This is a genomic window from Collimonas fungivorans (assembly GCF_001584145.1).
In the GTDB taxonomy this organism is placed as follows: Bacteria; Pseudomonadota; Gammaproteobacteria; order Burkholderiales; family Burkholderiaceae_D; genus Collimonas; species Collimonas fungivorans.
Window position 1 is genome coordinate 4,757,742 of the sequence record NZ_CP013232.1, and the last position, 19,834, is coordinate 4,777,575.

11 protein-coding genes are annotated in these 19,834 nt (G+C 60.3%); 4 read left to right on the plus strand and 7 right to left on the minus strand.

Annotated elements, in window-relative coordinates; translation table 11 throughout:
- Window positions 1-425 precede the first annotated feature (425 nt).
- The 7 genes from CFter6_RS20880 to CFter6_RS20910 form a co-directional block, all read right to left on the minus strand.
- Window positions 426-1,952, minus strand: a complete 1,527-nt coding sequence (locus tag CFter6_RS20880) for an Ig-like domain-containing protein (protein ID WP_061541551.1) — start codon at window positions 1,950-1,952, stop codon at window positions 426-428.
- A 393-nt stretch (window positions 1,953-2,345) separates the two neighbouring features.
- The gene (locus CFter6_RS20885; protein WP_081466507.1) at window positions 2,346-2,657 is read right to left on the minus strand and encodes a helix-turn-helix domain-containing protein; all 312 of its coding nucleotides are present in this window, start codon (window positions 2,655-2,657) and stop codon (window positions 2,346-2,348) included.
- The gene (locus CFter6_RS20890; RefSeq protein WP_205631413.1) at window positions 2,647-2,979 is read right to left on the minus strand and encodes a type II toxin-antitoxin system RelE/ParE family toxin; all 333 of its coding nucleotides are present in this window, start codon (window positions 2,977-2,979) and stop codon (window positions 2,647-2,649) included. The genes CFter6_RS20885 and CFter6_RS20890 overlap by 11 nt, the downstream gene beginning before the upstream one ends.
- A 294-nt stretch (window positions 2,980-3,273) precedes the next feature.
- A complete protein-coding gene (locus tag CFter6_RS20895; RefSeq protein ID WP_061541552.1) occupies window positions 3,274-3,636 on the minus strand; it encodes a hypothetical protein in 363 nt (120 codons plus the stop codon).
- 416 nt (window positions 3,637-4,052) lie between these two features.
- A complete protein-coding gene (locus CFter6_RS20900; protein ID WP_061542507.1) occupies window positions 4,053-5,060 on the minus strand; it encodes a DUF475 domain-containing protein in 1,008 nt (335 codons plus the stop codon).
- Window positions 5,061-5,448: 388 nt separating this feature from the next.
- Complete coding sequence (locus CFter6_RS20905) at window positions 5,449-6,396, minus strand: OmpA family protein (protein WP_061541553.1); 948 nt, start codon at window positions 6,394-6,396, stop codon at window positions 5,449-5,451.
- A 123-nt stretch (window positions 6,397-6,519) separates the two neighbouring features.
- Window positions 6,520-14,973 (minus strand): Ig-like domain-containing protein, encoded by an 8,454-nt coding sequence (locus CFter6_RS20910; protein WP_061541554.1) that lies wholly within the window; start codon window positions 14,971-14,973, stop codon window positions 6,520-6,522.
- 658 nt (window positions 14,974-15,631) lie between these two features.
- Between CFter6_RS20910 and CFter6_RS20915 the strand changes: the two genes are divergently transcribed.
- From CFter6_RS20915 to groL, 4 genes are all read left to right on the plus strand, one after another.
- Window positions 15,632-16,378, plus strand: coding sequence for a hypothetical protein (locus CFter6_RS20915; protein WP_061541555.1), 747 nt, complete (start codon window positions 15,632-15,634; stop codon window positions 16,376-16,378).
- Between the two features lie 45 nt (window positions 16,379-16,423).
- Complete coding sequence (locus tag CFter6_RS20920; protein ID WP_061541556.1) at window positions 16,424-17,035, plus strand: hypothetical protein; 612 nt, start codon at window positions 16,424-16,426, stop codon at window positions 17,033-17,035.
- 460 nt (window positions 17,036-17,495) lie between these two features.
- Window positions 17,496-17,789 carry a co-chaperone GroES gene (groES, locus tag CFter6_RS20925; protein ID WP_061541557.1) on the plus strand — a complete coding sequence of 98 codons (294 nt, stop codon included), beginning with the start codon at window positions 17,496-17,498 and terminating at the stop codon, window positions 17,787-17,789.
- 100 nt (window positions 17,790-17,889) lie between these two features.
- Complete coding sequence (gene groL, locus CFter6_RS20930; protein ID WP_061541558.1) at window positions 17,890-19,542, plus strand: chaperonin GroEL; 1,653 nt, start codon at window positions 17,890-17,892, stop codon at window positions 19,540-19,542.
- Window positions 19,543-19,834: the final 292 nt, after the last annotated feature.

A 19,834-nucleotide genomic window follows, 5' to 3' on the forward strand; every position in this document is an offset into this window, starting at 1 on the left:
CTGCCTCAGCGCTTTCAAGCCCGGTCGCCGGAAAAACCTTACGTGATTGCGGCGTCTCGACACAGAGCGGATTTTAGAGGGGGGATGACGTTAGGTCTGTAGGGGGCGGCGGGCGCCGCTGGGGAAAATATCCGTCATGTGTGTAGGAAAAATCCGATGCCGGGGAACATGGCTGACGGGCATGGTCTGGTGCATGCCACATGCGTTGCCATCGCACATCCAATCGCCCCGTAGGGTGGGCACCCCGTGCCCACGCGGTACCGCCGGCATTCGTATCGCGGACGTCGTGTCCCGGAACTCCGCGTGGGCACAGGTGCCCACCCTACGAAAGGCATGCCGAGGACATTTGCATCCCGGCACACCCACGTGGACACCGGCGCCCATGGTAGGGTGGGCACCTGTGCCCACGCAGTGCTGACGGCCATTTAAGCCGGCTGGTTCTCGGCGCCGTATTGCTGCAACCATTCGAGGCCTTGCGCTGCTGGCTGGTAGTTGCCGGATATCTGGCCATCGAGCATATCTGGGACGTGCGCCCAGCCGCTGCCATCGCTGCCCAGTATGTCTGCCAGGGCCAGCGTAGCGCCGGCATTGCCGTGATCCGTCGCGCCATCGGCGGCGAACAAGTCCTTGCCGCCCTGCTCCAGCACATCGCCGAGCGCCAGCTTGAACGGGCTGTTGCCGGCCTCTGCCGCAGCGGGCGCCTGCAGGCCCTGGAACAACGCGCTCAGATCGAACACCTGGCTGGCGCTATCCAGTTTCAGGACGCTGCTGTCGTCGGCGCCTTCGACCTGCATCTGGCCATCGTCCGGTAGCGAGAATGCGGCATATTCCGACACTGCGCTCGGGTGCGCGAGATCATCCGCAGACGCACCGGCTGCCGACAGCATCGCCGAGAGAGCGTCGAAGTCAGCTGCAAAACCATGGCCTTGCAGCGCCTCCGGCACCAGGCCGGCATTGAAACCATCGGCTGTCGCCAGGGAGGCATTGTCGGCCTGCGGTTCCGCCTGTTCGGCCACCACTATCGTCAGATTCGACGCCACCGTCTGGTTGCCTGCGGCGTCGGCCGTCATGGCGGTGAGCTGGTGCGCGCCCTCGCCCAGCTGCGGCGACGCGCCCCAGTTGCCGTCGGCGTCGGCCTGCACGGTATCGACCAGCGCGCCGTTGTCGTACAGGGACACCCTGGCGCCCGGCTCGACCTTGCCGCCCAGGGTTGAGCCGGCGTCTGCGGGGTCGCTGGCCGACGGCTCGGCTGGCACAGGTTCCGGCATCGACTGGACCGGCGCCGCGGCAGCGCCGAGGCTGTCGCGGCCGGCAAACAGCTGCCCGGCAGTCTCGCTGACCGTAATCTCATGTGCGCTGTCGACGATGGGGGCAATCTTGTGCACGCCTTCCGGGTGCGGGATTTCATGGATGAAGTCCCATGTGTGTTGCTCGTCAGCTATCGCCGGCGTGGCGTGGTGGTGGCCGCTGTCGGCCGCCGGTTCCGTCCTGACCGCCACTTCGACTTCGTGGTGCAGCGCCGACCAGCTCTCTTCCTTGCCGTGGCTATTGGCTGCCACACTCGGTTTCTTTTCCGTATTGTCGGCAGCGCCGCCGAGCGTCAGGTGGCCGACGCCGCTGTCGCCAGCTTCATGCTGCCCAGCGTCGCCCAGCATGGCCCCGGCCGTGCTCAGCACGCCATGGTTGAACTGGCCCAGGCCGTGGCGGCCGGCTGCGTGGCCCTGCCCTTGCGCCTGCCTCTGGCCTTGCGCCTGCGCCGCACCCAGGGCATCGCCCATCATGCCGCTGTCGTAATCGCTTCTGGCGTCGACGGCCGTGTATTCATGGTGGGCGCCGGCGTCAGCCTCGCCCGCCGGCCGCGCATGCACGCTGTCCGGGCTCAGGGCGGCAAACACCGCATCTTCCAGAGAGACGTGCGGATCGTTGCCGGCGAGTGATGTGTCTGCGTTCATTGCCCTGTCCATTCCTTAGGTAAGCCGATAAGGCTGCTGCCTGGCCGGGATATCCGGGCGCACGGCAGCCGCTTGTGGCGCGATCCCTTGCTGGCGAAACACGTCCTTCGCTCACCATAGATCGATATACAGGAGATTTTAGAGAGGGGATGAGGTGCGGTCTGTAGGGAGTGGCGTCCGTCGGCCGAGGATAAATCCGACATGATTGTAGGAAAAATTCTCTTGAACGAATGGACATCCAGGTATGCCTCTAGCATCAGGGCAAGTCCGCCGGGCCACAAGTCGGATCGGCACACTGTGACGCGAAAGTACTCCTGAAATCCGTGGGCAAGATTCCTTGCCAGCGCTAGCGGTCAGCTTTATGGGAAGCAGAAGCTATGCTGGCAAACAGCGTTACACCAGATGCACTTCGAGGCGTTTTCCAAGCGCTGCCGCATATTTGCGTAATGTATTGATGCTAGGAGAGTGCTTACCCGAAGCTAATGAACTTTCCAGGCGCGCCACGGCTGGCGCCTTGGTTCCCATACGTTCGGCAATCTGTGCCTGGGTGAGTCCAGCCGCTTTGCGTGCCGCTAAAATTTCGTCAAGAATGGCAAACTCCTCGCGATTCAAGCGTTCGTATTCAGCCTGGACAACGGGATTCTGCAGCATCCGAGCCTGCATTTCTTCATGCGTCATGGTCGGGGGAATACGTTTAGCGCTCATTTTTAACTTCCCTCATGCGAATTTCTGCAATCCGTTTTTCCTTAAAAGGAATTTTTTGTGTCTTCTTGACGAAACTGTGCAGCATGACAATCTGCTTCCCGACCATCGTGCAATAAAAAACACGGGCAATGCCTTCCGCGCCCTTCAAGCGTAACTCAAGCAAGCCATTGCCAAGCACCTTGGTATGAGGCTCCCCCAAATGAGGGCCGTAAATCTTCATTCTGGCGGTCAAGCTGAGATAGCGTGCCTGCAGCGTTGCCGGCAAGGACATAATGTCTGCCTGGATCTGTTGGCTATAGTAACTAACCTGATATTCGATCATAACATATTTGTTACAATTTGACGTGTATTTCTATAACCTCATGACTACACAAATACTTATCTCGTGGCACCACTCCGACCTCGCATGACGGATTCGGAGAACGACACAGCGTGTTACGCGGTTTTGTTCTTTTTAGGATGAAGCATGTACTCCGTAGGCCGCTAAGTGGGGTCGGAGTGAAGTTTCTGCAAAAAGCGCGCAGAAAGTTCACTCCGACCCCAGTTAGCTGCGTTTGTTGAGCGCAACGAAAAACCGGGGTTGGGCGTTGCCGTTCTATGAATTTCTCGATAGTGGTCACGTTGCCCTTTCGTGTATACCTTGACTCGCCCGTTCTGTATGCCGTTGATTGAGAACGTCGATACGTCTTCCGGCCTGTTCCGCCAGCATGCCGGCGGCGGCCATCGCCAGGCGCGTCAGGCATTCGGTATCGGTGGCGTTGAGCGTCGGCGGGCAGGCGGGATCGCCTTCCTCGCGCGCCCGGTTGCTGGCATGGACCAGGCCCAGACAGGTTTGCATGCCTTGCGCCATGTCCAGCGTATGCGACAGGAACTGCATCGCGGCGTCGACGCGCAGTTCTTCGGTCAGCCATGAGAATGGCTGGTGATCGGCTTTGATTGATGGGTGGGGAAATTGTGCAGACGTGTCGAGGCTGGCCATGAAAACTCCGTATATGCTGTTAGGCCGGCCCCAGCTGCTAAACGGGAGACGGCAGATGGCAGGGTTAGCAGACCGGTGCATATACAAAACCGGCAGCCCGAAGGCTCCCCACCACTGCCGTCATAGAGACATACAAAGGTGACGCACAAACCGCTTGGCGCGGCTTGTGCAGTATATGCAAATCAGGCTGCTAAACCTGATCCCTGTTTTTTTCAGGGACAACCAACAATAAACACGATTTTTTTCTTCGACAATACGCATTTGACCTAAACAATTCGCGTAGGGTGGGCACCTGTGCCCACGCGGACGTGACAAGATACAAAGCTCCGTTACACGAATATCCACGGCACCGCGTGGGCAAAAAAACCTTGCCCACCCTACCAAGCTGTCAGCGGAAGAAGAAGCTTGCCGCGCGATCAGGCCACGGCGCATTTTTCGTCATTTTTCCTGGCAATCATCGAACTTGCTATGGCCAGCCCGATCAACGCAGCGCCGGTCAGGCCAGTGACGACAGCAGGAACGTGGTAGCTGACATTGACAAACATGATGGCGCCCAGCACGCCGATGGCCCAGAAGGCGCCGTGCTCAAGGTATTTGTATTCGACCAGGGTGTTCTTGCGCAGCAGCACCAGGGTCATGCTGCGGATGTAAGCCGCGCCCACGCCCAGGCCGAGGGCGATCACGACAATATTGTTGGACAAGGCAAAAGCGCCGATCACGCCATCGAAGCTGAACGAGGCATCGAGCACTTCCAGGTACAGGAAACCGGCGGCGCCTTCGCGCACCACGCGGTCGCCGCTGCCGTCACCCAGCAGGCTGCCGATGCCGTGGGCTACGACGAAACCGATCACGCCGGCGATGCCGGCCAGCAGGAAAGCCATCTGCTCGGCGGCCGCCACCTGGTAAGACGCCAGCACCACCACACCCAGGGTCAGCGCGACATCGATGGCGGCGACGCGGCCCAGCCACGCCAGCGGCGCTTCCAGCCAGCCCAGCCAATGCGCCTCCTTGTCCCGGTCCAGCATGAACTGGAAGAACACCATCAGCAGGAAGGCGCCGCCGAACGCGGCGACCTGGTGGTGCGCCGATTGCAGGATAGCCGCGTATTGGGCAGGCGATTCCAGCGCCAGGGTGAGCGCCGACCAGAAATCCATATTGGCCAGGATCGCCACGATCAGCAGGGGAAAGATGAAGCGCATGCCGAACACGGCCACCGGCAGGCCGTAGGTCATGAAACGGTCCTGCCATTTTTTCGACCAGTTTTTCAATACCGAGGCGTTGACCACGGCATTGTCCAGCGACAGCGATATTTCCAGCACCAGCAGGATGGCGACGATCAGCATGTCTTCCACGCCGCCCATCAGGTAAGCGATCAGCAAGGCCAGCAAGGTCAGGGACAGCGGGATTTTGAAATTTTGCAGCAGCATAGGATTTCTTTCACAGGGAGACAGGACGCATGCGTCATCGTCGCGGCAGTCGCTGCCTCGAATCTCCAACGCTGCCGTGCCGGCAGATATCGTTGCCCGGCCACACTGCCATCCGCAGATCCAGTGTGTTGAAGAGGCGATTGTAGGGAGGGCGCGATGTGCGGTCTGTCGGGAAAGATTGGCATCGCCAGGAAATAAATCCGAAGGATGTGCAGGAAAAATCCTATGTTGCACGTTGCTTGTCCTTGGCCGCCTGCGAGCCCACCCACATTACTGATGCTTGCCTGACCAAAAAATGAGGGCCGCTTAGCATATGGTGCTAAGCGGCCCTGACTACATACATCCAGAGGGTAGGCAGGCAGATTTCTGCCCACCCTACGGCCAATCAGTTCTTGCGCTGGCCTTCGACCCGCACCACCACGCGCCGGTTCGGCTCGTTGCAGGCGATGTTGGCTGGCGTGGCTGTCTTGCGGCAGCTGTCGTCGACCGGTTCGGTATTGCCGCGGCTTTCAGTCTGGATCAGCTGGGCCGGGATGCCGTTCTCAGCCAGGGACTGCTTGACCGTCGCTGCGCGGGCTGCACCCAGGCGTTGTGCTGCATCAGCCTTGCCGATCAAGTCGGCATGGCCGATCACGGTGATGTGCTTGATGCCTTCAGGCTGCGCCTGCAGGGTCTGCGCCAGCTTGGCCAGTTCGGTGCGGCCGGCAGCGCTGATGTCGCGGAAGCCGGATTTGTTGAAGGCGAACAGGACGTCGCTGCTCAGGGTGTAGTCCTTGTAGGCAGGCGCCGGAGCATAGACGGCGCCGTTGTTGCAAGCCTGCACCGCAGAGGCGCGCGACAGGGCGTGGATCTGGTCGCGGGAGTTTGCCAGCTCACGCTCGGCAACATCACGCGCCACCGGCACCGGGGCGCCGCTGCTGCCGTCTTCCGTGGCTTTCAGGAAGTAGGTAGCGCCGTCGGCCAGGTTGGCCTTGAACAGGTCCACGGTCTTGCCTTTATACAGCGGCTGGTCGTTCAGGTAAGCACCCAGGGTATGGGAGCCGGGAGCGACGCAGAATACCGAATAGCCGCCTGGCAGCAGCGAGGTCTGGAATTCGCCGTCCACATACACGTGGGCGCCGCCGGCTGTGCGCTGGCCGGCCGGGATGGCGCGGTAGTACACCACCTGGGCCTGGCCTGGCTTGACGGTCGGCACCGGGCTGTACGTGGCGCCGAAGACCTGGCGTTCCGCCTTGCCGGCTTGCGCTTCTTGCGCCACGGCCGGCATGGCGGCGGCGAACAGCAGCGCACCGCTCAACGCCGCGCTAAAGATAAATTTCGAATGTTTCAACATGGTTTAGCTCCAGTCCGGCAGCATGGCCGGACGAATAAATTTAAAAAGACTTCAAGGAAGGCGGCAAGGAACCGCGTAGGGTGGGCAGGGTTTTCTGCCCACCCTACGCGTTACCGCAAAGCGTCAGCTCAGGTTGGTGGTGACTCCCTGCTGCACCAGCAGCTCGGCCTCGAGGCCGGCATGCTGGAACACGTTGTACTCCACGCCTGCCACGGTCACCGCGCCGGCCGCCTGGGTCCAGTCGCCTTCGGCGTTGACGCCTTCCAGCACAGCATCCAGGTTGACCACATCGCCGGCATCGCCCTTGACCAGCAGCTGGGTCTTGCCGTCATCGATGAACAGGCCCTTCTGGCCCAGACTCAGCACGTCGTTCAGCGACAGATTCAAGGTGTTGTCGCCATCACCTGTGATGTCCACTGCTTTCAGATACGCGGCAGGGTCAACCAGGCTCACTTGCGACAGATCCAGCAGACCATCGCTGCCTTCCAGCTTGAGCACGCCATCGTCCAGCGTGACATCGGCGCCCAAGCCCATCCACAAGTCAGTCATGTTGCCGGTGCTGCCATCCGCACGGGTAAACTGTGCCTCACCCTGCATTTGGTTGCCATTGCCCAAATCAACCCATTCGCCGGTCGGATTCAGGTTGATCGAGACAATGCCAGCGTCATCCAGTGTCATCATCTCGTCAGCCTCGCTGATACCGTCTTGGTTCAGATCCCGCCAGACACGCACATCCCCCCAGGCCGCATCGTTGGCATCGAACTTGCCGTCGCCGTTGCTGTCCTGATCGCGCAATGCATCGTAGCCGTCGACCGCCAGCGTACCGTCGCTCTTGAGCGTATTGTCACCAAACAGCTCGCGACCCGAATCGATCTTTCCATTGCCGTCCCTATCCAGCGCCAGCCAGGCATCGCTGCCGTTCAACCAACCGGTCGAGGTTTTAACACCATCGCCGTTATGGTCGAACTGGACGCCGGATGCGACAAACGATGTGGTCTCGAAGCCGTTGTCGCCCAAATCTAGCGCCAGCGGAGATCCCCGGGTAGGAACTGCAGATGCAGTACCGACATTACCTGCACGATCTATCTGGGTCACGGTATAAAGGTTAGACCCGCCGTTCCGGTTATAGTCGATGATCTGCCATGACCCATCAGCCTTTACCGTGGTAGAGAGAGTCGATGCACCGTAGTTCAGAACCACCGTACAACCCGGCTCACCTCTGCCCACGGCAGTTACGGTATACAACCCGTCAGCAATCCCTATATCTCCTTTGCTGTTGGAGGCATATGCCGAACTTATAGTGACCGAGCTCACCGTATCCACGTTAATGGAGTAAACCGCCGAGGCCGGGCTGGTCATGCCGCCAAGGTCCTGCACCGCATTCAGGGCATGAGACCCATCGCGCAGGGCCACATTGGCCGCCACCGGCAAGCTCCACTTGCCGTCCGTGCCGACTGTGGCCGATCCCAGCCAAATCCCGGTTGTGGAATCGCCCACCCTCACGATCGCTCCAGGCTCGCCGACGCCGCTGATCAACGGTTGCTTATCGTTGGTGGTGCCGCCACTACCGATATTGCCGGTGATCGTGCCAACATCGTCCAGCGCGCCTGTAATCGCAGGCGCGAGCGGCGCGGTGGGATCGACAAAGGTCAGGTCGTAATTGTTCGACACCGGACTGACATTGCCTGCCGCATCGTGCGACACAGCGGTAAACACATGTGCCGTATCGCCGCTGCGCGCCGGGACGTCGAAGATCCAGTCGCCCGTGCCATTGGCCGTGGCCGAACCGATAACCACGCCGCCGTCACGGATGAAGACGATGCTGTTCGCTTCGGCAGTACCGCTGAGCTGCGGCGTACGGTCGTCGGTAGACTGGCCGCTGTCGACGTTGCCGGTGATCGGACCAAAGTTATCCAAGGCGCCGTCAATCGTCGGCGCGTTTGGCGCGGTGGTGTCGAAGGTCAGGCTATAGTCGTTGGACGGCAGGCTGATATTGCCGGCAGCGTCGTGCGACACGGCTGTGAACACATGCGGCGCATCGCCGGTGCGAGCCGGGACGTCGAAGGTCCAGTCGCCTGTGCCATTGGCCGTGACCGAACCGATGACCACGCCGCCGTCACGGATGACAACGATGCTGTTCGCTTCGGCCGTACCGCTGAGCTGCGGCGTGCGGTCGTCGGTACTGTGACCGCTTTCTACGTTGCCGGTGATCGCACCAACATTATCCAGGGCGCCATCAATCGTCGGTGCGATTGGCGCAGTGGTATCCAGGTTCAGGGTGAAGTCCACCGAAGGAGCACTCTGCGGGTCGGTGGCGCTGGCGGCCTGAGTCGCCGTAAATACGTAAGCCCGATCGCCATTGCTCAAGGCCGGCACGTCAAACGACCAGAGTCCTGTCGGACCGGCTTGCGCCGAGCCGATCGGCGTCACGTCGCCATCCTGGTAGATGTAGACGATCGCGTTAGGGGCTGCGCCATTGCCGTTCAAGCGCGGGGTCGTGTCGTCGGTAGCCTGCCCGCTGCCAAACGTGCCCGTTACCGCGCCGACATCGTCGCTGTAGCTGACAATATTCGGCGGATCACCCGGAGTGCCCGGAATCGGGACGTCGACGACGATGGTGTAGGCCACCGAGGGGTTCGACACATTGCCGGCCATATTGGTCGCGGTGGTCAGGAAGGTATGGGAACCGTCTGCCAGATCCGTTGGTATCGTGAACTGCCAGTCACCGGTAGCGCCGGTGCCGGTCACCGTCACGCTGCCATAGACGTTGCCGTCGCTATCCGTGATCGTAATGATGGAACCGATCTCGCCGCGTCCGACCAGGGTCGGTGTACGGTCATCGGTGAAATTGCCTCTCCCCACTATATCGCCCAGCGGATTGGTGATATCAATCGGATTCACGTCATCGTAGATGAAATCCACGATCGGGCGGCTCGGCCGCATCGTATCGACGATAAACCCGATGCTGGTCGCGGTGCCAGTCGCATCACTGACATCCAGCACAACACTTCCGTTCGGCAGATCCCGCATCAGCGGTGCGCTCCAGCTGCCGTCAGCCTCGACGGTCGCCGAGCCGTAAATGAGGCCGTTGTATTCAACGGTGACTACTGTGCCTGCCACCCCGCCGTTGCCCGACACCGTAGGGCGTGGATCGTTGGTGAAATCGCCGTCGTTGAGTTCGCCGACGATGCCGCCAGCTACCTTGTCAGTGACTGTGATAGAACTCGGGACACGTGGCGTTGCTGCCTCCACCTCGACCTGGGGCGCTGGCGCCGATTCTACCGCGCCGGCTTCAGCTGCTGTCACCACTGGCGGCGGTGGAGAGGTATCCAGCGTAAACGTGTATGCCGGACTCAAGGCGCTGTGATTGCCAGCCGCATCGATGACCTCGGTCTGATAGCTGTAGCTACCGTCATCCAGATCGCTATCCGGGAGATAGGTCCAATGTCCCGCGTCGTTGACTGGTACGTCGACGACTGAAGTCACCGGCGCGCCACCCGCTGGGGTAAAGGTGATCGAGATACGCACGACGGTGCCAGCCTCGGCCGTGCCGGAGAATTCCGGCAAGCTATCGTCCGTGGTGCCGCCATTCGCCACTTCCTCTACCACAGTCTGGCCGCCGCCCAGCACATTGTCGATCAGATGGCCGACAGTAGGATCTGGCGCAACGGTATCGATGTGGATCAGGTACTGGTTGCTGCTCGGGCTAAGACCGCTCGGGGTAGTGGTGGTGGCCGTAAAGATGTGCGGGCCATCCGGCAGCACGCCTGAGGTAACGCTCCAGTTGCCGTCGCCGTCAGCCGTGGCGGTGCCTACCAGGTTGCCGTTCTCGTCATGGACCGAGACCCGCGAGCCAGCCACGGCCGTACCCACGATGGTTGGCGTGTTGTCGTTGGTGAAACCATTCTCCGCCACGCTCTCAGGCGTGGCGCCGTTGTCGTCGATTACGGTGGTGATTTCTGGCGCCGGCGGCGCGTCGACGTCAATGACGATAGGCCATGGATCCGACGGTTCGCTGGTGTTGCCGGCCGGGTCGGTGACGACCACGGTGAAGTCATGGTCGCCCGGGTTCAACGGCGTGGTCGGGGTGAATTCCCAACTGCCGTCGTCGCCGACAATCGCGGTGCCGATAGGAGCGCCGTTGTCGATGATGGTGACCTTGTCGCCCGGCTCCTGGCCGCCGCCGCCGATGGTTGGTGTGGTGTCGTCGGTGACATCGCCTTTCGGGATCGTACCGGTATCCACGCCGACGTCATCGGAGACGTCGCCGATTTCCGGCTTGGCTGGTGCAGTGACATCGACCGTCAGGTCGAACTCATTGCTGTCGCTGACCACGCCGGCGGCGTTGGTCGAGGTTGCCGTGATGGTGTGCGGACCTTCCGTCAAGGTCGGAGTGAACTCCCAGTTGCCGAGGCCATCGGCCATCACTGAACCGACTGCAACCGGGTTGCCGTCGACGTAGATGTGCACCAGGCTGTTGGCGGTGGCCGTGCCGTGCACGGTCGGTGTGGTGTCGTCGGTGACGCCATGGTTGCTGATCGGACCGGTGATGCTGCCCTCGTTGTCATCGACCTGGGTGATGGCAATCGTTACAGCGCTGGTGTCGACGATGAAGTGGGTCGGGGCCGAGACCGGGCTGGTGTTGCCAGCCTGGTCCACTACCTGGTTGCTGATGGTGTGCGGACCGTCGGCCAGCGGGGTCTCTGGCGTGTAAGTCCAGTTGCCACCGGCATCGACCGGTACGGTCTTGACCGGCACGCCATCGACGATGACGACCACGCTGGTGCCTGGCTCGGCCTTGCCGCTGTAAGTCGGGTTGGCGTCGTCGGTGGTGTCGTTGTCGTTGATCGGACCGGTGACGCCAACGTCGTCGATCAGGCTCAAGTCGGTCGAGGCGCTAGGCGCGGTGGTGTCGATGTTGATCGGATATTCGCCGGTCGACACGCCGCCTGCGGTGGCGGTAAAGTTGTGCAAGCCGTCTGTCAGCGGGTTAGTCGCTGGCACCGGGAAGCTCCAGTTGCCGTCCGCATCGGAGATGGCCGAACCCAGTGCGACCGGGTTGCCGTCGACATAGATCATGACCACGGAACCGGCCGGTGCAGTACCGATAACTACCGGGGTATTGTCGTTGGTGAGGCCGTTCTGGGGAACGTTGACCGGGCTGGCGCCGTCGTCGTCGATCACGCCGATGATGGCGGGCGCCGTCGGCACGCCGCCGGTGGCCACATCCAAGTCGAACTGGTTGCTCGGATCGCTGACGTTGCCGGCTGAGTCGCTGGCCTTGGCGGTCAAGTTATGTGCGCCCAGGTCGAGCGGGAAGTCTGGCGTGATGGTCCAGTCGCCGCTGGCGTTTGCCTGGGTGGAACCGACGGCTTTGTCGCCATCGTACAAGGTGACGATGCTGCCAGGTTCAGCCTTGCCGCTGACGGTCGGTTGCGCATCGTCGGTGGCTGGGCCGCCCGAAGTCAGCGGGCCGGTCGAAGCGCCCTGGTCGTCGATGACCAGGTCGATGGTCGGTGCATCCGGCACACCGGTATCGATGACGATATCCCATGGATCGGACGGATCGCTGGTGTTGCCGGCCGGATCTTCCACCACAATGGTGAACTCATGGTCGCCCGGGTTCAACGGCGTGGTGGGGGTGAATTCCCACTTGCCGTCGTCGCCCACGATCGCGGTCCCGATAGGATTGCCGCCATCGCTGATGATGACCTTGTCGCCCGGGGTCAGGCCGCCGCCGACCAGGGTCGGGGTAGTGTCGTCGGTGACGCCGCCGTCGCTCGGGATGCTGCCGGTCTGGGTGCCAACGTCGTCGATGACGTCGCCGATTTCCGGCTTGGCTGGCGCAGTGGTGTCGACCGTCAGGTCGAACTCATTGCTGTCGCTGACCACGCCGGCGGCGTTGGTCGAGGTTGCCGTGATGGTGTGCGGACCTTCGGTCAGGGTTGGGGTAAATACCCAATCGCCGTTGCCATCGGCCATCACTGAACCGACTGCAACCGGGTTGCCGTCGACGTAGATGTGCACCAGGCTGTTGGCGGTAGCCGTGCCGTGTACGGTCGGTGTGGTGTCGTCAGTGACGCCATGGTTGCTGATCGGACCGGTGATGCTGCCTTCATTGTCATCGACCTGGGTGATGGCAATCGTTACGGCGCCGGTGTCGACGATGAAATGGGTCGGGGCAGAGACCGGGCTGGTATTGCCGGCCTGGTCCACTACCTGGTTGCTGATGGTGTGCGCACCGTCGGCCAGTGGGGTCTCTGGCGTGTAGGTCCAGTTGCCACCGGCGTCGACCGGCACGGTCTTGACCGGCACGCCATCAACGATGACGACCACGCTGGTGCCTGGCTCGGCCTTGCCGCTGTAAGTCGGGTTGGCGTCGTCGGTGGTGTCGTTGTCGGCAATCTCGCCGGTGCGCGCACCGACGTCGTCGATCAGCGACAGATCGGTCGAGGCGCCTGGCGCCGTGGTATCGATGTTGATCGGGTATTGGCCGGTCGACACGCCGCCAGCGCTGGCGGTAAAGTTGTGCAAGCCGTCTGTCAGCGGGTTAGCCGCCGGCACCGGGAAGCTCCAGTTGCCGTCAGCATCGGACGTGGCCGAACCCAGTGCGACCGGGTTGCCGTCGACATAGATCATGACCACGGAACCGGCAGGTGCAGTACCGATTACCACCGGGGTATTGTCGTTGGTGAAGCCGTTCTCGGCAACAGGGACAGGCGTTGCGCCGTTGTCGTCGTTCACGCCGATGATGGCGGGCGCCGTCGGCACGCCGCCGGTAGCCACATCCAGGTCGAACTGGTTGCTTGGATCGCTGATATTGCCGGCAGCATCGCTGGCCTTGGCGGTCAGGTTATGCTCACCCAGGGACAGCGGGAAGTCTGGCGTGATGGTCCAGTTACCGCTGGCGTCCGCCTTGGTGGAGCCGACAGCTTTGTCGCCGTCGTACAAGGTGACGATGCTGTTCGGTTCGGCCTTGCCGCTGACGGTAGGTTGCGCATCGTCGGTGGCTGGGCCGCCCGAGGTCAGCGGGCCGGTCGAAGCGCCCTGGTCGTCGATGACCAGGTCGATGGTCGGCGCATCTGGCGCCAAGGTATCGATGTTCACGGTCCATGGATCGGACGGATCGCTGGTGTTGCCAGCCGGATCGGTAACAACGACGGTGAAGTCATGCTTGCCGTCATCCAGCGGCGGCGGGGTGAATTCCCACTTGCCGTCGTCGCCCACGATCGCGGTGCCGATAGGATTGCCGCCATCGCTGATGACCACGGTGCTGCCTGGCGTCAGGCCGCCACCGCCGCCGCCGCTCAGGGTCGGGGTATTATCGTCGGTATCACCGCCGTTGGGGATGGTGCCGGTCTTGCTGCCGACGTCGTCAGTGACGTCGCCGATGGCTGGCTTGCCTTCCATGGTGTCGACCACGACCACCCAGTCCGCCGATGGCAGGCCGACATTGCCGGCGGCGTCAGTCGCCGTGGCGGTGAATTTGTGCGGGCCGTCAGGCAGTTCGCTGGAGGTGATGGTCCAGTTGCCGTCAGCGTCGGCGACAATGCTGCCAACCTCGTTGCCGTCGGCGTACAGCTTGACCAGCGAACCGGCTTCAGCCTTGCCGCTCAGGGTCGGGGTCTTGTCGTCGGTCATGGCGCCGTTGTCGAGGAAGCCAGTGCTGCTGCCGGCGTCGTCCAAGGCCGATTCGATCAGGACCTGGGCTGGCGCGACCGTGTCGATGATGATGTCGCGGCCGTCCGATGGCGGTTTGCCGTCTTCGATCACGACGATCTCATGCGGGCCGTCGTCCAGCGGGTTGTCAGGGGTAAATGTCCACTTGCCGTCGTCGTCGACGATGGTCGAGCCGATCGGCTTGCCGTTGTCGATGATGGTGATGACTTTACCCGGGGTGCCGCCGTCGCCGATGATGGTTGGGGTGTTGTCGTCAGTGCTGCCGCCCGGAGGAATCGAGCCGGTGGTGGTGCCGACGTTGTCGGTGATATCGCCGATGGTCAGCTTGCCGTCGCCAGGATTGCCTGGGTTGCCGCCGTCGCCGGGATTGCCTGGGTTGCCGCCGTTATCGCCAGCAAGCGCCGCGCCGATCAGGCCCAGCGCGCCCAGGCCGAACAGGCCAAGGCCAAGCCAGCTCATGCCGGCGGCAGGCACCAGGCCGCTGCCGAAGCCGACCAGCGGGTTGCGGCCGAGCACCAGCGGGGAACTCACGCCTTCGCCCAGCATGCCGGCTTCATGGTTAGCTTCCGCATCGGAAGCGATGTATTCGTAATATGCGCCGTCTTCGGCCACGCCGACCAGCTCTTCGCCCTGCCCGTCTGCGCTGTAGAAACCTTCGATGATCAGCTCAGGATCTTCGTAACCGGTGCCTTCCAGGGACACGTGCAGGTCGTTGCCGACGCGGTGTACGGTGATGTTTTCCGGGGCTGCGCCGGTGTCGGCATCGGCCAGGATGAATTTGCCGCCCTTGATGGCTTTCACCTTGGTGGCGGAACCTTGCTTGGTCGTGCGGAGGTCCACGCTCTGCGTGATTTCCTTGCCATCGACCACGATTACTTTAACTGCGCTTGCTGCCATGATAATAATTCCTTAAAAGACTGAATTGCTTAATGTGAACGGTGGTAGCGACGGTACGCCACAACGCGGTTGTGCCGCTTGAGACTGCGGTCTTGCGCGTGCCGGCGTGTCCGATAAAAATCAGCTACACCCCATGCGCAGTAAAACCCGGCCGTGAAAGACATCTTTCGTGGTTGCCGAGCTTCGACGTAGAGCGGATTTTAGAGATGAGACAACTTGCGGTCTGTAGGCTCGGATTGACTTCGAATGGGGATAAATCCGTGAAAAATGTAGGACAAATCCGAGCGCTGTCGGACCGTCGTTTTAGCGCGATTGCGCTGGCAGCCAGTATCTGCCTATGAGACGGCTATCGCGGCGATAGCCACGGCCGGGAAAATCGACGGTTCTATTGCTGAAGAGCGGCTGTGTCATTGCTGATTCAGGTATTTACAACGAGAAGAAACTGTGCAAAACATTGTTAAATCCATGTCACAAAAATTCCCCGGCAGCCACGATATGACATTTCGATTGATGCCTGATTCGCAAACCCCTGATCCACCACATTGATGCCGGGGAGCATAGAATAGAAGCAAGCTGACGTCTGAAAACAACAAAAATCATGCGCCATTTCGGTTTTTATCGATTATTCGAATACGTTCGAAGCAAACCTGTCCGCGTAATGGCCGCCCTGCTTCTGGCAGCGGCCGCTCCTGCGCCGTGCGCATTCGCATCGAACCTGTCCGCGCGCGACCCTTCACAACTTACTCCGGCCCAGATCATGCAGTACATCGAGGAGCAAAAGGCAAGGGCCGCTGCCGGCAAAGGAAGCGACACGTCATCGACACCCTCGACGTCTGCGCCGCCGATGCTGCTCGAACCCAGCGGCAGGCCGTGGTGCTTGCGCTTCATGCCGAGCCTCCGCGTCGAAGACCTGGCCGAGCCGTTCCGGAGCAACGTGAAACGGTTCATTGCGGCGCTGGAGCAGGCCGGCATGCGCGTCGTCATTACCACCACCTACCGTCCGCAAGAGCGTTCCTACCTGATGCATTACTCGCTGCAAATTGCGCGCGACAAGGAGCGCCCTGCTTCCGTGCCGGCCTGGCGCGGGGTCAATATCGACTGGTCGCACCGGGACCGGGACAAGCTCAAGGCGAACCTGGCGCAAGCGAAGTCAGCGGCGCGCGACATGGTGAGCGGCTACGGCATCAGTTCGGTGCCGGTCAGCAGGCCGGGCCGCTCGGCGCATAATTTTTCGCAGGCGATCGACATGGTGATTACCGGCTATGCCGGCAAAACCATTGTCGACGCCCAGAAAAAAACCAGGACCGTACAAAACTTCATCGACCTGAAATCGGTCGGCGCTTCCTACGGCGTCATCTGGTACGGGCCCGAGGATAGCGTGCACTGGTCGGTCGATGGAAATTAGTCGTAGGGTGGATACCCGTGCCCACCCCACCAATAAGGCCATTTCATGAAAATAGTGTTTGCGTTGTTTTTCCTGGCAGTGCCGATGACGCCGCTGTTTGCGGCAGCCCCGGCGGCTGGATTATGGGAGGACGTGCTGGTGGTCGATGACCACACCTTGCAATTGATCTCGCACCGGCATTTCATCTTCACCGACCGGAAGCTGGCCGCGCCCACGGTGTTCACAGCGCTCAAGGATTTCGGCGGCGAGATCGACGCGTTTTGCTGCCTTGAAGTGCAAGATACAAATCCGCTTTCGGTCACCGAGATCGAGAAGAAATTCAGCAGCGATCACGATTTCGTGCAGCGTTTTTCACAGATCCGCGGCCTGCCGTACATGTATGAAGCGAAGCTCGCCAAGCGTGAAATCTGGAACGACAAGATGCTGCTGCTGAAGGGACGCAGGAAAGACGCTGACGACATCCCGTTTTCCGCGCCGGTCATCGCCGGGCGGCTTGGCTTCTCTGAAATTGCGGGCAACCGCTTCACCACTGCCGACGGCCACCAGGTCGAACTGAAGACCCGTTTCCCGGATAAAAACCGGCAGCGGCCGTTGCTGCATCGCTTTACGGTCGACGGTAAGAGAACGACATTCAGTGTGCCGGTTTTAGGAAATTGAACAACATGGATTGCACAAACTCGCATCTACGAGCTCCACTCGATTTGCAAGGCCGTAGGGTGGGCAGGTTTTTCTGCCCACGCTGAATTGGCGCGCTCCCGCGTGGGCACAGGGTGCCCACCCTATATCAGTTGGCGTTCACGCCTTCCATCTCGGGGATAGAATAATTAGGGTCAGAGTCGAATTATTTGCATTGTCAAAAAGAAACATTCGATCGGCGACGATTGCAAAAAGACGTTTAATCCCCCCTACGCCTGAAGATTATCCGGCGAACTCGAATGCGGGCTTGAAAAATCGACAGAGCGTCCCTATACTTAGCACTCGTTAGGAGAGAGTGCTAACAATCTCCTCGACCTAGTCACTGTGCGGCGCATTCATATAGCAAAGCAGAGCGGTCAGTCCACTTTGCTGCGATGTTGCTGCAAATACAAATAACCTGTTGAATCTCAAGGAGTCACATATGAATCTTCGTCCTTTGCACGATCGCGTCATCGTCAAGCGTCTCGACCAGGAAACTAAAACTGCATCCGGCATCGTGCTGCCAGACGCAGCTGCCGAAAAGCCGGATCAAGGTGAAGTCCTGGCCGTCGGTAACGGCAAGATTCTGGAAAACGGCAATGTCCGTGCGCTGGCAGTCAAGGTTGGCGACCGCGTTCTGTTCGGCAAATACTCCGGCCAGGCTGTCAAGATCGACGGCAATGAACTGCTGGTAATGCGCGAAGAAGACCTGTTTGCCGTAGTCGAAGCCAAGTAATTCCGGCCAGGCCGGAATTCTCTGGTTGGCCGGCGCCTGGCGCTTCCGACCGGATCCGGTCACTACCCAATCGAATTGAACCTATTCAGGAGAATAAAACATGGCAGCAAAACAAGTAATTTTCGGCGATGAAGCACGCGCCAAGATCGTCAACGGCGTCAACATCCTGGCTAATGCAGTCAAGGTGACCCTGGGTCCTAAGGGCCGCAACGTGGTCCTGGAACGCAGCTTCGGCGCTCCTACCGTCACTAAAGACGGCGTTTCGGTCGCTAAAGAAATCGAACTGAAAGACAAGCTGGAAAACATGGGCGCGCAGCTGGTGAAAGAAGTCGCTTCCAAGACTTCCGACAACGCTGGCGACGGTACTACTACTGCAACCGTGCTGGCGCAAGCCATCGTGCGCGAAGGCTTCAAGTATGTTGCCGCCGGTTTCAACCCGACTGACCTGAAGCGCGGTATCGACAAAGCTGTTGTCGCCATCGTTGCCGAAATCAAGACCCTGTCGAAGCCAACCACCACCAGCAAGGAAATCGCCCAAGTCGGTTCGATCTCGGCTAACTCCGACACCGACATCGGTGAAATCATTGCCAAGGCAATGGACAAGGTCGGCAAAGAAGGCGTGATCACCGTTGAAGACGGCAAGTCGCTGGAAAACGAACTGGACATCGTCGAAGGCATGCAATTCGACCGCGGCTACCTGTCGCCATACTTCATCAACAACCAGGAAAAGCAAGTTGTTGCCCTGGAAAACCCGTTCGTCCTGCTGTTCGACAAAAAAGTTTCGAACATCCGTGACCTGCTGCCGATCCTGGAACAAGTCGCCAAGTCCGGCCGTCCTCTGCTGATCATCGCAGAAGATGTCGAAGGCGAAGCGCTGGCTACCCTGGTTGTGAACAACATCCGCGGCATCCTGAAGACTGCAGCTGTCAAGGCGCCAGGCTTTGGCGACCGTCGTAAAGCCATGCTGGAAGACATCGCTATCCTGATCGGCGGCCAAGTGATCGCTGAAGAAGTCGGCCTGACACTGGAAAAAGCTACCCTGGCTGAACTGGGCCAAGCCAAGCGTATCGAAATCAGCAAGGAAAACACCACCATCATCGACGGCGCCGGCGAAGCCATCACCATCGAAGCACGCGTCAAGCAAATCCGCGCGCAGATCGAAGAAGCCTCTTCGGACTACGACCGTGAAAAACTGCAAGAACGCGTCGCCAAGCTGGCCGGCGGCGTTGCGCTGATCAAAGTCGGTGCTGCTACCGAAGTTGAAATGAAAGAAAAGAAAGCCCGCGTTGAAGATGCTCTGCACGCTACCCGTGCAGCAGTTGAAGAAGGCGTTGTGCCAGGCGGCGGCGTGGCATTCCTGCGCGCACGTGCCAACATCAAGGACCTGAAGGGCGACAATCCTGACCAGGAAGCCGGCATCAAGATCGTGCTGCGCGCGATCGAAGAGCCACTGCGCCAGATCGTATTCAACGCTGGCGACGAGCCATCGGTTGTGGTCAATGCAGTCCTGGCTGGCAAGGGCAACTACGGTTACAACGCTGCCGACGGCACTTATGGCGACATGATTGCACTGGGCATCCTGGACCCAACCAAGGTTACCCGTTCGGCATTGCAAAACGCCGCTTCGGTTGCTTCCCTGATCCTGACTACTGAAGCGATGATCGCTGAACAGCCAGAAGACAAGTCGGCTGGCGGCATGCCAGGCGGCATGGGTGGCATGGGCGGTATGGGTGGTATGGACGGCATGATGTAATTCCAAAGGCCGGCATTCTTCCGGCCTTTGTGAAACATCTGTTGTTGCTTTATGAAAAAGCCTGCGATGGTTATCCGTCGCGGGCTTTTTTACATCGCGCTCCGTAGCCCGTTAAATGGGGTCAGAGTAATTTTCGCAAAAAACGCGAAAAAAACTCTGACCCCATTTAACTACGTCTGCGGTGTTTGTATTTGCATAGACACGACGGTAATAACGCCATGCCTAAATGTTCCTTCCCATGCTTGACAAACGCTTATAAAATAAGCACCTACTAAAATACATAACGGCGGCG